Here is a 13,966-nt window from a genome sequence, read left to right as displayed (position 1 = left end):
GTGTGGATCTCGTCGATGAACAGGATGATGTCGCCGCGGGTGCGGATCTCCTTGAGGACCTTCTTCAGCCGCTCCTCGAAGTCACCGCGGTAGCGCGAGCCGGCGACCAGGGCGCCGAGGTCGAGGGTGTAGAGCTGCTTGTCTTTCAGCGTCTCCGGCACCTCGCCCTTGACGATGGCCTGGGCCAGGCCTTCGACGACGGCGGTCTTGCCGACGCCGGGCTCCCCGATCAGGACCGGGTTGTTCTTGGTCCGCCGGGAGAGCACCTGCATCAGGCGCTCGATCTCCTTCTCGCGCCCGATCACCGGGTCGAGCTTGGATTCTCGGGCGGCCTGGGTCAGGTTGCGGCCGAACTGGTCGAGCACCAGCGACGTGGACGGTGCGCCCTCGCCGGGCCCGCCGGCACCGGCCGGCTCCTTGCCCTGGTAACCGGACAGCAGCTGAATGACCTGCTGACGGACGCGGTTGAGGTCGGCGCCGAGCTTGACCAGCACCTGGGCGGCGACACCCTCACCCTCGCGGATGAGCCCGAGCAGGATGTGCTCGGTGCCGATGTAGTTGTGGCCGAGCTGCAGGGCCTCGCGCAGGGAGAGCTCGAGGACCTTCTTGGCGCGCGGGGTGAACGGGATGTGCCCGGACGGCGCCTGCTGGCCCTGGCCGATGATCTCCTCGACCTGCTGGCGGACACCCTCCAGCGAGATACCGAGGGACTCGAGCGCCTTGGCCGCGACGCCCTCGCCTTCGTGGATGAGACCGAGCAGGATGTGCTCGGTCCCGATGTAGTTGTGGTTGAGCATCCTGGCTTCTTCTTGGGCCAGAACGACGACCCGCCTCGCTCGGTCGGTGAACCTCTCGAACATCGTTACTCCTCACGTGCCTCGCGGCACCGTGCGGGGAATCCGGGCCGCCGCACCCTTGCGGGTACCTGCCCATCCCACTCTAGTCGCGGCGCGTGATTCGCTCACCCGGAGATACGGGTTGGCCGCGATATGGATCAGCCTCCGACGCCTGTGCCGGCGGGCTTATCCGCTCAAACGAACGGGGGAATCGGGTGCTTCCGGGAGCCGCTACGCCGAGAGCGAAAGCCGATCATGACCCGGCGCGGCGGGCGGGGCCGGTAGCGTCTGGCGGCATGAGCGGCTCACCCGGTGCGATGACGGCCCGGGCGGAGGTCCGCGGGGTGCTGCTCGACGTCGGCGGCGTGCTGCTCGTGCCCGACCCGGTCACCGTCAGTGAGGTGACCGGCCGGCACGGCGGCCACGGCACGACAGATCGGGTCATCCGGGCCCATTACGCGGCCATGGCGGCCGCCGACGACGGGGTGCGCTTCACGTGGCCGGTCTATTACCGCCACCTCGCCGCCGGCTGCGCGGTGCCCGCGGGCAGTCTCGACGCCGCCGCGCTCGCGTTGCGCGCGGCGTACACCGCGACCAACGTGTGGCGCACGTCACTGCCAGGTGTCCGAGCCGCCCTGACCCGACTGGCCGAACTCGGGTACCGGATCGCGATCGTGTCCAACTCCGACGGCACCGTCGAGAAGGCGCTCGCGGCGGCCACCGTCTGCCAGGTCGGCCCGGGCCCGGGCGTCGAGGTCGACCTCGTGCTCGACAGCCATCTCGTCGGGGCGGCCAAGCCGGACCCGGCGATCTTCACCCTGGCGCTCGAAGGTCTCGGGCTCGGTCCCGAGCAGGTCGTCCATATCGGGGACACCCGCTTCGCCGACGTCGCGGGTGCCCGCGCGGCCGGCATCCGTCCGCTGCACGTCGACCCGTACGGCGACTGCGGGCAGCCGGCCGGTCACGAGCACGTGCGGTCCCTGGCCGACGCCGTCGACCGGGCGCTGACCCGATGAGCCCTCAGCGCTCGCTGTTGTAGATCTCCACGATCCGGGCCGGGATCCGACCGCGGTCACTCACGTCGTGTCCGTTCTTGCGCGCCCAATCGCGGATCGCCGAGGCCTGGTCGCGATCGATCGGCGCCTTGCCGCGGGCCCGGCCGTTGGCCGAGTTGCCACTGGACCGACCGGCTTTGCGCGCGTGGCCCACATAGTCGGCGAGTGCAGCGCGCATGGCTGCGGCGTTCTTCGTCGACAGGTCGATCTCATAGGTCGTCCCGTCGAGGGCGAAGGACACCGTCTCCTCGGCGCTGCCGCCGTCGAGATCGTCCAGAAGAAGCACTTGGACTTTCTGCGCCACGAGATTTCCTTTCGATGCTGAGCACGGATTCGAGATTATGCATTACGGAGGCATTCGCAGGGCAAGGCTACCTGAATTGGTCGGTGTCACTCCGGCCGGACGAAAGGAAACAGGATGGTGTCGCGAACGCCCGCGCCGGTGAAAACCTGAAGCATCCGATCGACGCCCATTCCCATCCCGCCCGATGGTGGCATTCCGTATTCAAGCGCCCGCAGAAAGTCGTCGTCGAGCTGCATCGCTTCGGGATCGCCCTTGGCCGCCGCGCGCGATTGTTCCATAAGTCGCTCGCGCTGCACGATCGGATCCACAAGCTCTGAGTAGGCCGTCGCCCGCTCCACACCACCGATGTAGAGGTCCCACTTCTCCACGACGTCCGGCTTCGACCGGTGCGGCCTGGTCAGCGGGCTGGTCTCGACCGGGAAGTCGCGGACGAACACCGGCCCGGTCAGCCGCTCGACGCAGAGCGCCTCGAACAACTCCTCCGTCAGCTTTCCCGGTCCCCACGCCGGATTGGCCGACACTTCATGCTGTTCCGCGAGCAGACGCAACTCCTCGAGCGGCGTCTGCGGAGTCACCGGCCGGTCGACGGCCTCCGACAGCGCGTCATACAGCGAGATCGACTCCCACTTGCCCCCGAGGTCGATCTCGGTGCCGTCGAGGCGGGTGAAGCTCGTCGAGCCGAACACCCGCTCGGCCGCTTCCTGGTAGAGCGCCTGGGTGAGTTCGGCCATCGTGTCGTAATCGCCATAGGCCTCGTAGACCTCGAGCATGACGAACTCCGGGGAGTGGGTCGAGTCGGCACCCTCATTCCGGAAGACCCGGTTGATCTCGAAGACCTTCTCGATACCCCCCACGACGGCCCGCTTGAGAAATAGCTCCGGAGCGATACGCAGGTAGACGTCCATGTCGAACGCATTGAAATGCGTCGTGAACGGCCGGGCGGTCGCACCGCCGTGCACCGCTTGCAGCATCGGAGTCTCCACCTCGGTGAAACCACGCGAATGCAGAGAGTCACGCAATGAGGTGGTGACGGCCGCCCTGATCTCCACCATCTGACGCGCCTCGGGGCGCACGATCAGGTCGACGTAGCGCTGCCGGACCCGGGTCTCCTCCCCGGTCGGCTTGTGCGAGACCGGTAGCGGGCGGAGCGCCTTCGCCGCCATCCGCCACGAATCGGCCAGCACCGACAGTTCCCCGCGCCGGGAGGTGATCACCTCACCCGCCACGAAGACGTGGTCGCCGAGATCGACGTCGGCCTTCCAGGCCGCGAGGCCCTCCGGGCCGACCCGGTCCTGCGAGAGCATCACCTGTAGTTCGGTGCCGTCACCTTCGCGCAACGTCGCGAAGCAGAGCTTTCCGGTATTGCGGACGAAGATCACCCGGCCGGCGACACCGACCTGCTGACCGGTCGTCGTGTCCGGCGGCAGTTCGGGATAGGCGGCGCGGATCTCGGCCAGGGTGTGGGTGCGCGGCACGCCGACCGGGTAGGGGTCGGTGCCCGCGGCCTGCAATCGGTCGACCTTCTCGCGGCGTACGCGCATCTGCTCGGGCAGATCGGCGATCGAGGCGCCGTCGCGCGCCGACGCTTCCTCGGCCGGTGGCTCGTCAGTCACCCGACAAACCCTAACGATCGCGGGATTTCCGATACACGCCGGTTAACGTTGCGGCCGTGAACGACGACGAGCGCGCCCGCCACGCTGCCTCCTTCGACGGTGCCAGCGACGCCTACGACCGGGCCCGGCCGGGATATCCCGACGACGCGCTTGCCTGGCTGATCCCGCCGGGAGCGCGTGACGTCCTCGATCTCGGTGCCGGCACGGGGAAACTCACCCGACAGCTCATCGCAGCTCGGCGGACGGTGACCGCCGTCGAGCCGCTCGCCGGGATGCGGGAGCGGCTGGCCGCCGCCGTGCCGGACGCGCGGCTGTTTGGCGGGGACGCCGAGGCGATCCCGCTCCCGGACGCCGGCGTCGACGTCGTGCTGGTGGCGCAGGCCTGGCACTGGTTCGACGAGACCCGCGCCGGCCCCGAGATCGCGCGGGTGCTGCGGCCCGGCGGTGTCCTGGGCCTGCTCTGGAACGACGCCGACAAGACCGAGCCGTGGGTCGCCGCGCTCTGGGACCTGCTGCACGAACGGGGCGAGCAGAAGAAGGAGGACGACCCGGTGCCGCATCCCGGACCGGACTTCGAGCGCCCAGTGCGCCGTGACTTCCGCCATCGGCATGCGCTGGACCTCGACACGTTGCTCGACCTGGTCCGCTCCCGCAGCTACGTGATCCTGCTTCCCGAAGACCGCCGCCGGCGCCTGCTGGACGACGTCGTCGAGCTCGTCCGCGGCCACCCGGACATCGCCGACCCACAGGCTCTGACGCTGCCCTACGTCACGCAGTGCTGGCGCACGCGCCGTCGATGAGATGATCACGCCATGGCGATGCACAGTGAGGTGTTCGGTGCGGCGAGCGACGAAGACGCCGAGGCCGCCATCGACCGCGGCCCCAATGCGCACGGCATCCCCGGCGTCGTGGAGACCGGCGGGCTGACGTCGATGGAGATGGATCTGCTCCACTCCACCCTGACCGGCCGCCGGTTCGAGGAGATCCTGCGTAGTTCGGGCGGCGAGCTCATCGCGACCGGCGGCGACAACGGGCCGTGGGTGGAGCGGATCCGGCACGAGCTGACCGACCTGCTCACCGGGCTGACGGACGAGCAGGTGGCCGACGCCGGGCCGCGGTGGGCCGCCCACGACGACCTCGCCGGGGCTGATCCGGTCGACGTCACGGCGCTGCTCGCGGCACTGGTCGAGCTGGCCCGGACCACCCGGGCCGGCGGCCAACAGTTGTATCTGTGGAACGCGATGTAGCGACTGCTCCGCTCAGCCGGTGTTGCGCTCGAACGCCAGCCGAAGCCCGATCAGGGTGAGGTCCGGCTCGTAACGGTCGATCGTGGCGCTCTCCGAGACGATGAGGGGCGCGAGTCCTCCGGTCGCCACGACCGTCGCCGTTCCGCCGAGCTCGGCGAGGATGCGTCGTACCAGTCCGTCGACCTGCCCGGCGAAGCCGTAGAGGATGCCCGACTGCAGCGCCTCCACGGTGCTCTTCCCGATCACCGATCGCGGCGGCAACAGCTCGACCTTGAGCAGCTGAGCCGCCCGGGAGGCGAGGGCGTCGACCGAGACCTCGATCCCCGGCGCGAGGGCGCCGCCGAGGAACTCTCCCTGCGCGCTGACCACGTCGAAGTTGGTGGAGGTGCCGAAATCGACGACGACCGCCGGGCCGCGGTAGAGATGGTGCGCCGCCAGGGTGTTCATGATGCGGTCGGCGCCCACCTCCCGCGGGTTGTTGATCAGGATCGGTACGCCGGTGCGCACACCCGGCTCGATCAGCAGCGTCGGCAGATCGGGATAGTGCCGGGCGAGCATCCGGCGCAGCTCGTGCAGCACCGACGGCACGGTGGAGCAGCCCGAGAGCCCGGTGACCGACGTCCCCTCGAGCAGCCCGCGGAACGTCAGCGCCAACTCGTCGGCCGTCGCCCGGGGATCGGTGTTGATCCGCCAGGTGTCGACCATCTTCTCGCCCTCGAACACCCCCAGCACGGTGTTGGTGTTGCCGACGTCGACGGTGAGCAGCATCAGGCCTCTTCCCGGCCGGACGGCCGTACGTGGATGGCGGCGTTGTCGATCAGGCGGGTCGTCCCGACCCTCGCCGCGACCAGCAACCGGGCCGGCCCGCTGTCGGGCGGCGGCCCGAGATCGGCGGCGCACAGGCGAAGGTAGTCCAGCTCGAGCCCGGGTTCACCGTCGAGGACGGCGTCGGCCGCCGCGAGCACCGCCGCAGCTCCCCCACCCTCGGCGGCCGACCCGGCCGCCAGTGCCCGCGAGAGGGCGGTCGCGGTACGGCGCTGCGATCCGGACAGGTATCGGTTGCGGCTGGAAAGCGCCAGCCCGTCCGGCTCCCGCACGGTCGGGACCGCCACCACCTCCACGCCCAGGTCGAGATCGCGCACCATCCGGCGTACCAGCACCACCTGCTGATAGTCCTTTTCCCCGAAGAACGTCGCCTCCGCACCGTCGACCATGTTGAGCAGCTTGCAGACCACGGTGAGCACGCCGGCGAAGTGACCGGGCCGGCTGGCGCCCTCGAGCACCTCGCCAAGGGGTCCCGGGTCGACCCGCACCTGCGGCTCACCGTCGGGATAGACGACGTCCGCGGACGGGGCGAAGACGACGTCGACGCCCTCCTGGCGGCACACCCGCAGATCCTCGTCGAGGGTGCGCGGGTAGCGGCCGAGATCTTCGCCGGCGGCGAACTGCAGCGGGTTGACGAACACCGTCACCACGACGGTCTCGCAGCGGGCCCGGGCGTAGCGGATCAGCGCCTCGTGGCCCTCGTGCAGGGCGCCCATCGTCAGGACCACACCGACCGATCCGGACCGGGCGGCGAGCGCCTCGGCCAGCTCCGTGCGGTCGGTGGCGAGGTCGAGGGCGGTCCCGAGATCCTCGCCGGGGACGCCGGCACCGGGGACACCCGTGTCGGGGACGCTCATGCCGAGGTGCTGTGCGGACGGGTGGCCAGCACGTCGAGCAGGGCCTCGGCGCTCTGCGGGTCGAGCAGCCCGGCGGCGAGCGCGCGCGAGGCCGTGAGCCGGGCCATCGCGACGTAGGACGCGACCGAGTCCGGCGCCTCGCGGTGCAGGGTGGCCAGATGGGCGGCGACGGTGCCGGCGTCCCCGCGCGCCACCGGTCCGGTGAGCGCCGCGTCGCCGCTGCGCAAGGCGTTGTCCAGCGCGGCGCCGAGTAGCGGGCCGAGCATCTGCCCGGGGTTGTCCACCCCGGCGCCGCGGAGCAGGTCGGCCGACTCGGCGACGAGGGACACCAGATGGTTGGCGCCGACGGTGAGCGCCGCGTGATACAGCGGGCGGGCCTCCTCGGGGATCCACACCGGCTCGCCGCCCATCTCGACGACGAGTGCCTCGGCCACCGGACGCAGCGGTTCCGGGGCGGTGACGCCGAAGGAGACCCCGGCCAGCCGGTCGACGTCCTCGGGCCGGTCGGTGAAGGTCATCACCGGGTGCAGGGCGAGCGGCAGGGCACCGGCCCGGGTCGCCGGGGCGAGGATGTCGACGCCATGCGCGCCGCTGACGTGGGCGACGAGCTGCCCGGCCCGCCAGCCGCCGGTCTCGGCCAACCCCTCGATCAGCCCGGCGAGGACGTCGTCGGGTACGGCGAGCAGGACGAGTTGCGCGCGCTCGACGACCCGGTCGACCGGCAACCGTTCCGCGCCGGGCAGGTGCCGCTCGGCCCGGCGTACCGACTCCCGGGAGACGCCGGAGGTGGCGACCACCCGGTGGCCGGCCCGGATGAGCGCGGCGCCGAGCACCGACCCGACCCGGCCGGCGCCGACGATGCCGACCTCGAGCCGGCCGGAGCGCTCTGTGGGGTTCACTGCTGATTCCATCCCGGTGTTCCAGTCCTCTCGAGGCAGGTACCGGACACCGCGAGGTTACCTGCGCCGACCGGGTCGGCGTCCGCAGTCCTGCGGAGACCTATCCTCGGCAGCCGTGGGGACCGGCGCACGGACCTGGCGACTCGCGATGGCCGAGGCGCTCTACGGCGAGGACGGCTTCTACCGCCGCGGCGGGGCCCCGGCCGGTCATTTCCGCACCGCCGTCACCGGCGGCGGGGCTCCGGTCCTCGCCGCCGCGCTGCACCGGGTCGCGGTCGACGCCGGCCTGCGCACGGTGATCGACGTCGGCGCCGGCGGCGGGGAGCTGCTCGGCGCGCTGTACGACCTCGACCCGACGCTCGACCTGCACGGCGTGGACGTCGCCCCGCGGCCGGCGTCGCTGCCGCCCCCGGTGCAGTGGTGGTCGCGGACGCCGACCGGGCTGACCGCGCTGCTGATCGCGCACGAATGGCTCGACAACGTCCCGATCGACGTCGTCGTACCAACCCCGTCCGGATCCCGCGTCCTGCTGGTCGACGACGCCGGCCAGGAAAGTCCCGGTCCGCCGCCGGGCCGGCCCGACGCCGCGTGGCTGCGCCGATGGTGGCCGCCCGGCGAGCAGCACCACCGCGCCGAGGTCGGGCGGTCCCGGGACCGGGCCTGGACCGGTGTGCTGGATTGCCTAGCCGGAGGGCTCGCGATCGCCGTCGACTACGGCCACCTCGCCGGGGACCGGCCGCCGCACGGCAGTCTCACCGCGTTCCGCGCCGGCCGGGAGGTGCCGCCGGTGCCCGACGGGCGGCGCGACCTCACCGCCCACGTCGCCCTCGATGCCTGCCGCGCCGCGGGAGAACGCGCGGTCGGTCGATCGGCTCGGCTGCTCCGCCAGCGGTGCGCGCTGCACGCGCTCGGTGTCGACGGGCGGCGGCCGCCGCTGGCCCTGGCCGGCCGGGACCCGCAGGCCTACGCCGCCGGGCTGGCCCGGGCGAGCGCGGCGGCGGCGCTGACCGACCCCGCCGGTCTCGGCGGCTTCTGGTGGCTGGTGCAGCCACTCGACCGCCCGATCCCCGCAGTGCTGGCCCGGGGCTGATCCGGCCGCGTGCCGCGGCGATAAGGTCTGCTGGGAGGCACGATCATGGTCGACGACGTCACCACCAGGGTCATCCAGCGACTCTCACACCCGCACCGACCGCCCGAGCGCCGCGAGGGCGGTGCCGCCGGGCATTTCCTGTCGCTGGCCGAAGGCGCCCTCGGCGGATCACTACCCCTGCGGGTCACCGCGTGGGACGGCACCGTTGCCGGCGCGGCGGATGCTGCGGCGCGCGTGACGGTGCGCTCCCCGCGGGCCCTCCGCCGGGTGCTCTACGCCCCGAACGAGATCGGGCTGGGCCGGGCCTACGTCACCGGTGAGATCGACGTCGACGGCGACCTCGCCGGCACGCTCGACGCCCTGGCCGACGCCGTCGAGTCCTGGCACCGCAAGATCACGCTGGCAGAGGGCATCCGGCTGCTCTCCGACGCGGCCCGGCTCGGCGTGATCGGCCCCCGGCCCAAGCCTCCGGCCACCGAGGTCAAGCTCTCCGGCCGGCCCCACTCGCGGGCCCGCGACGCGGCGGCGATCAGCCACCACTACGACGTACCGACCGACTTCTACCGGTTGTTCCTCGGCGACACGATGGCCTACTCCTGCGGCTACTGGCCCGACGGCGTCGACGACCTCGACGCGGCGCAGCGCGCGAAGTTCGACCTGGTCTGCCGCAAGCTCGACCTGCAGCCGGGCATGCGGATCCTCGACATCGGGTGCGGCTGGGGCGGCTTCGTCGAACACGCCGCCCGCGAATACGGCGTCGACGCGGTCGGGGTGACGATCAGCGGCTCACAGGTGCAGGCGGCGCGGGACCGGATCCACGCGGCCGGCCTGACCGACCGGGTCACGATCCGCCGGCAGGACTACCGCGAGATCGGGGACGGACCCTACGACGCGATCGTCAGTATCGGGATGGCCGAGCACGTCGGCACGTCCCAGCTGCCGACGTACACCGCTCGGCTCTTCGACCTGCTGGGCTCGCAGGGCCGGTTGCTGCACCACGCGATCGCCGCCCGCGCCGGCACCCGGCCGCAACGCGCGACCTTCATCCGCCGCTTCATCTTTCCCGACGGCGAGCTGCAGCCGGTGGCCGCCGCGGTGCAGGCGCTGGAGGACGAGGGCTTCGAGGTCCGCGATGTGCACGCCCTGCGTGAGCACTACGTACGGACCCTGCGGACATGGCTCGACGGGCTCGAGCGCAACTGGGACCAGGCCGTCCGCCTGGTCGGCCTCACCCGGGCCCGCACCTGGCGGATCTACCTCGCCGGCTCCTCGGTCGGCTTCGCCCATCAACGGGTCGGCGTCAACCAGATCCTCGCCGTACGTCCGGACCGGCACGGCGGGAGCGGGATGCCGGCGTCGCGCGTGGTCTGAGCGCGGCATAGGCGAAGTGGACGAGAGCCGGCGTCCCGACCTCAGGGACCGGTGAGGGTCTCCAACGCACGGTCGACGTCGGCGTCGGTCGTGTAGATGTGGCACGACAGCCGCAGCCGGCCGGCCCGCACACTGGCGCGGATCCCGGCCCGTTCCAACTTCGCCTCGGCGTCGGGTACGTCGACCGACACGATCGCGCTGTCCCCCGGCTCGAGACCCAGCCCGGACCGCAGCCGGTTGGCCAGGCCGACGTCGTGGGCGTGGATCGCGGCCACCCCGATCCGCTCCACCACCTCCAGCGCGGGCCGGGTACCGACCCAGGAGAACCAGGCGGGCGAGGTGTCGAACCGGCGGGCGTCGGTGGCGAGCCGCAGAGGCAGGCCGTAGTAGCTGGTGTGCGGGTCGTCCCCGGCGTACCAGCCCGCCGAGATCGGACGCATCCGGTCGCGCAGCCGCGGGCTGAGCACCACGAACGCCGAGCCGCGCGGGGACATCAGCCACTTGTAGGCGTGTACGGCGAACGCGTCGACCTCCGACGCGTTGACCGGCAGCCAGCCGCACGCCTGCGTCGCGTCGACCGCGACCAGGGCGCCGTGGTGACGGGCCGCGGCCTTGATGTCCTCGAACGGCGCGATCTCACCCGAGGCCGACTGCACCAGACTGAACGCCACGAGCGTCGTCCGCGCGTCGATTGCCTCCGCGAGCCGCGACACCGGCGCCGTCACCACCTCCACACCCCGGTCGCCCTGCACCAGCCAGGGGAAGAGGTTGGAGGTGTATTCGCCGTCCGGCACGAGCACCCGCGCACCGTCGGGAAGCGAAGCCGCCACCGGGCCGAGCCGCTCCGACACGGTGCTCCCGATCGCGACATCGGCGACCGGTACGCCGACCAGCCGGGCGAACGATTCCCGCGCACCGCCGACGTTGGCGTCCCACGGCTCCCAACTCGTGCGCCCGACCCGCCAGTCGGCCAGCGCGGCGTCGACCGCCTCCCGCACCGGCCGCGGCGGGAGTCCGTAGCTGGCGGTGTTGAAGTAGCCCGGCTCGGGATCCCACAGGTCGGCGATGTCCATCGGCCCCACCACCGCGTCCGTCAGTGGACCGTGGCGCTGCTGCTCGAGCTGCCACCGGCCTTCGCGGCGAAGCCCAGTAGCACCGTCGACCGCGTCGTCAGCTTCCCGGTCGTGGCGGGGAGCCGCACCGTCTGCGATCCGGCGTGCGCGATCGCGACCGTCGCGCTCCCCAGCGTCGCGTTGGCCGGATCCCAGACGAACAGGTGCGCCGTACCCGGGCCGGTCGCGCGCACCTTCGCCGTCACGACGTCACCGCGGCGATGTGCCCGCCCGACGATCCAGGCGCGATCCGACCGCGGCGCGACCATGTCGCCGGCCAGCGGCAGACCGACCGTCGCCGCCTGCAGGATCGACTGCGGCGAGTCGATGCTCAGCGCCGCGGTCTGCGGGATCACCGGGTCCTTGGGCGTGGTCGGCGTCCCGGGCGGCGGCGTGTAGCCCGGCAGGCTCGCGATCCCCCAGCGGTAGGGGTCGCCCTGCACGCCACCGAAGGGCGACCAGGCGATCCGCGACTTCCCGGTCTTGTCCTGGGTGTCGGAGTCGTAGACGAGCACGTTGAGGCCCATGTGGGTCGGGTCGACCGCGGACGGCAGATCGGCGAACGGAATCTTCGCCTCCACCGTGTAGCCGGTGTACGGCGACGTCACCTGCGACGCGACCTGCATACCCGGCGCCGTGGTCGCGCCCGGACCCTGATGGTTGTCCGCGTCGCGCTCGAAGCACGACGGGTTGCCGTTCTTGGGGTCGTTGGTGATCGGCAGGATGCCGGTCTTGAAGGTCGTCGCAGTGTTCTCCGAGTTGCCGCGCGGGTCGACGTTGATCTCCACCGAATCGGTGCGCCAGTGCCGCTTGCAGTCGGTGGCGTCCAGCTTCGTGCCGAGGATGTTGTCGCGCACGTGCACCAACACGTAGAGGTCGGTGCCGTTCCACGTCGTCTTCGTGGTGGCCGAGCAGTCGGCGGCCGAGGCACAGTCGTCGCCCTCCCACCGCCGCGAGGTGTCCAGCGACGGGCCGGCGTACTCACCACTGCCGTCCTTGCCGTCGACGGTCGGCGCCGTTGCGGCGTGCGGGATCGTCGTCACCGGCACGAGTTCGAGCCCGGCCGTCTCGACGTCTGCCGATCCGCCACTGTTGGTCGTGGTGATCGTGTAGTCGTAGTCGCCGTTGTCCGGACCCTGATCGGCCGTCGGCAGCGACGCGTCCGAGTTGGTCACGGTGAACGGCACCTGCTGGCTCTTGCCGGGAGCGAGGGGACCGTAGGAGCGGTGCGTCGCGTCGGCGGTGAAACCGGTCGGGAGCTTCAGCGTGACGGTGCCGGACTGCGCGGTCGTGCCGTCGTTGGTGACGGTGACCGGCACCGACCGCGAGCCGCCCGAGCCCATCGACAGCACCCGCTTGATGCCGCCCTGCAGCTGCGGTACGCCGGCTGTCGTCGCCCACGTGTTGAAGTCCGACACCTGCGGGAGCAGTTGCGGCGTCGCGCGCACCGCCGGATCGATCGACACGGCGCGGTCGGTGTGGCCGGTGGCCGTCCCCGCGTGCAGCGTTGCCGCCACCCGGAACCGGGTGTTGACCTTCGCCGCCGGGGCCGGCTGCACGTGGAAGACGGCCGTGCGTTCGTGCCGGGGGCCGACGGTGCCGAGGCGGCCGGTGCCGGTGACCTTCCAGCCGGCCGGTGCCTGCAGGGTGGCCCGGGCCCGCCGCAGGGCGTGGCCCGCCGCGGCCTGCGCATGTGCGGTCACGGTGAAGCCGGCGCCCTGGGTGACCCGGTAGCCGCTCGTGGTGAGGAAGAAGTCGGTGCCCAGCGGCAGGCCGCCGTGGGCGGGCGTGGTCGCACCCTCGAGCATCGCGTCACCAGCCCGGTTTCCGACGGTGTACGGGACGCGTGAGGCGATCTGGGTGTAGTAGTTGCACTCGATCTTGGTGGGGTCGGTGGGGGCGGGCGGGATCACGCCGAATCCCTGGCTGACGTATTCGTGCAGCGCATCGATGTCGACCGCGGCCCACGTCTTCTTGTGCGTGCGGGAGTAGGTGCCCTGCCAGACGCCGTAGACGTCCTGCGTCGGGTCGGTCGGCGTGAAGTCGGTCGAGCACTTCGGGCCGGTCGGCCCGGTGCCGTCGGCGCCCTGCTCGAAGAGCCGGTCGACCCGCCACGGCGCGAGGTGCTCGCCGGTGAGCTGGGAGGGGAACGCCTTCGGGTCGGCGGCGGCGGTGTACGCCTGGGTCGCGAGGCGCCCGGCCTCCTGGTGGTTGCCGTGCTGGCCGGGCACCGGCGCCGGGTTCATGGTGACGATCACACGCGGCGTCGTCTCGCGGACCAGCCGGACGATCCGTGACAGCGCGTCCTGCTCACCCCAGATCGAGCGCGTCAGCGGTGCGCTGACGGTGTAGAAGAAGTCGACCTTGTCGAGGTAGTCGATGTCGTGGATGCCGGCCATCCCCACGGCACGCCGTTCCTCGCCCTCGCGGAGCAAGCCGAGCGCCGGCCCCTCCTGCGGGCCGGCCGCGTTGCCGCCGCCCTCGCCCCGGGTGATGGTGACGACTCCGGTGCTGGCGTGGTGGTACTCGTTCCACTGGCCGAAGGTCCCGAGGTCACCGCCCTCGTCGTCGGGGTGTGCGCCGATGAAAAGCACGTCGACGTGTCCCGGCCGGGCCGGGTGCGCGGGAGCGCGGGTCGGATGCGGTGGCGTCGCGAGCGCCGTACCCGACAGTCCGAGGACGACCGCCACGGCGGCGATCAGACTCATCAACACCGACCTACGCATCTACGGCAACTCCCTGCTCGACCCGGACGAC

13 protein-coding genes are annotated in these 13,966 nt (G+C 71.7%); 5 read left to right on the top strand and 8 right to left on the bottom strand.

Annotated features, from left to right (window positions below; genetic code table 11):
- A partial coding sequence (locus VGH85_02665) for a Clp protease N-terminal domain-containing protein (protein ID HEY2172691.1) occupies positions 1-860 on the bottom strand: 860 nt, incomplete at its 3' end.
- 272 nt (positions 861-1,132) lie between these two features.
- On the opposite strand from VGH85_02665, the gene VGH85_02660 reads away from it, so the two are divergent.
- Positions 1,133-1,852 carry an HAD family hydrolase gene (locus VGH85_02660; GenBank protein ID HEY2172690.1) on the top strand — a complete coding sequence of 240 codons (720 nt, stop codon included), beginning with the start codon at positions 1,133-1,135 and terminating at the stop codon, positions 1,850-1,852.
- Positions 1,853-1,856: 4 nt separating this feature from the next.
- Here VGH85_02660 and VGH85_02655 read toward each other — a convergent pair whose 3' ends face one another.
- Both VGH85_02655 and lysS read right to left on the bottom strand, forming a co-directional pair.
- On the bottom strand, positions 1,857-2,195 hold the full coding sequence (locus VGH85_02655; protein HEY2172689.1) for an Lsr2 family protein: 339 nt from the start codon (positions 2,193-2,195) through the stop codon (positions 1,857-1,859).
- Positions 2,196-2,281: 86 nt separating this feature from the next.
- Entirely contained in the window at positions 2,282-3,736 is a 1,455-nt protein-coding gene (gene lysS, locus VGH85_02650; GenBank protein HEY2172688.1) for a lysine--tRNA ligase, read from the bottom strand.
- Positions 3,737-3,864: 128 nt separating this feature from the next.
- Here lysS and VGH85_02645 point away from each other — a divergent pair, with 128 nt between their 5' ends.
- Positions 3,865-4,608 (top strand): class I SAM-dependent methyltransferase, encoded by a 744-nt coding sequence (locus VGH85_02645; GenBank protein ID HEY2172687.1) that lies wholly within the window; start codon positions 3,865-3,867, stop codon positions 4,606-4,608.
- 12 nt (positions 4,609-4,620) lie between these two features.
- Entirely contained in the window at positions 4,621-5,055 is a 435-nt protein-coding gene (locus tag VGH85_02640; protein ID HEY2172686.1) for a hypothetical protein, read from the top strand.
- A gap of 12 nt (positions 5,056-5,067) precedes the next feature.
- Here VGH85_02640 and VGH85_02635 read toward each other — a convergent pair whose 3' ends face one another.
- From VGH85_02635 to VGH85_02625, 3 genes are read right to left on the bottom strand one after another with little or no spacing between them, the layout of a single operon-like run.
- Positions 5,068-5,823: a type III pantothenate kinase gene (locus VGH85_02635; GenBank protein HEY2172685.1), complete on the bottom strand. Its 756-nt coding sequence runs from the start codon at positions 5,821-5,823 to the stop codon at positions 5,068-5,070.
- Positions 5,823-6,737 carry a pantoate--beta-alanine ligase gene (gene panC / locus VGH85_02630; protein ID HEY2172684.1) on the bottom strand — a complete coding sequence of 305 codons (915 nt, stop codon included), beginning with the start codon at positions 6,735-6,737 and terminating at the stop codon, positions 5,823-5,825. Before panC ends, VGH85_02635 begins: the two co-directional genes overlap by 1 nt.
- Positions 6,734-7,636, bottom strand: coding sequence for a DUF2520 domain-containing protein (locus VGH85_02625; protein HEY2172683.1), 903 nt, complete (start codon positions 7,634-7,636; stop codon positions 6,734-6,736). Before VGH85_02625 ends, panC begins: the two co-directional genes overlap by 4 nt.
- A gap of 115 nt (positions 7,637-7,751) precedes the next feature.
- On the opposite strand from VGH85_02625, the gene VGH85_02620 reads away from it, so the two are divergent.
- Entirely contained in the window at positions 7,752-8,726 is a 975-nt protein-coding gene (locus VGH85_02620) for an SAM-dependent methyltransferase (protein HEY2172682.1), read from the top strand.
- Positions 8,727-8,771: 45 nt separating this feature from the next.
- Positions 8,772-10,097 carry a cyclopropane-fatty-acyl-phospholipid synthase family protein gene (locus VGH85_02615; GenBank protein HEY2172681.1) on the top strand — a complete coding sequence of 442 codons (1,326 nt, stop codon included), beginning with the start codon at positions 8,772-8,774 and terminating at the stop codon, positions 10,095-10,097.
- Positions 10,098-10,138: 41 nt separating this feature from the next.
- Here the strand turns inward: VGH85_02615 and VGH85_02610 are convergent, their stop codons facing one another.
- Together VGH85_02610 and VGH85_02605 are read right to left on the bottom strand one after the other, a co-directional pair.
- Positions 10,139-11,170: an aminotransferase class V-fold PLP-dependent enzyme gene (locus tag VGH85_02610; GenBank protein HEY2172680.1), complete on the bottom strand. Its 1,032-nt coding sequence runs from the start codon at positions 11,168-11,170 to the stop codon at positions 10,139-10,141.
- A 20-nt stretch (positions 11,171-11,190) separates the two neighbouring features.
- Positions 11,191-13,917, bottom strand: coding sequence for a sugar-binding protein (locus VGH85_02605; GenBank protein ID HEY2172679.1), 2,727 nt, complete (start codon positions 13,915-13,917; stop codon positions 11,191-11,193).
- Positions 13,918-13,966: the final 49 nt, after the last annotated feature.

This window comes from Mycobacteriales bacterium, from assembly GCA_036497565.1.
Classification (GTDB): Bacteria; Actinomycetota; Actinomycetes; order Mycobacteriales; family QHCD01; genus DASXJE01.
This window is presented reverse-complemented; position numbering and strand designations above follow the sequence as displayed.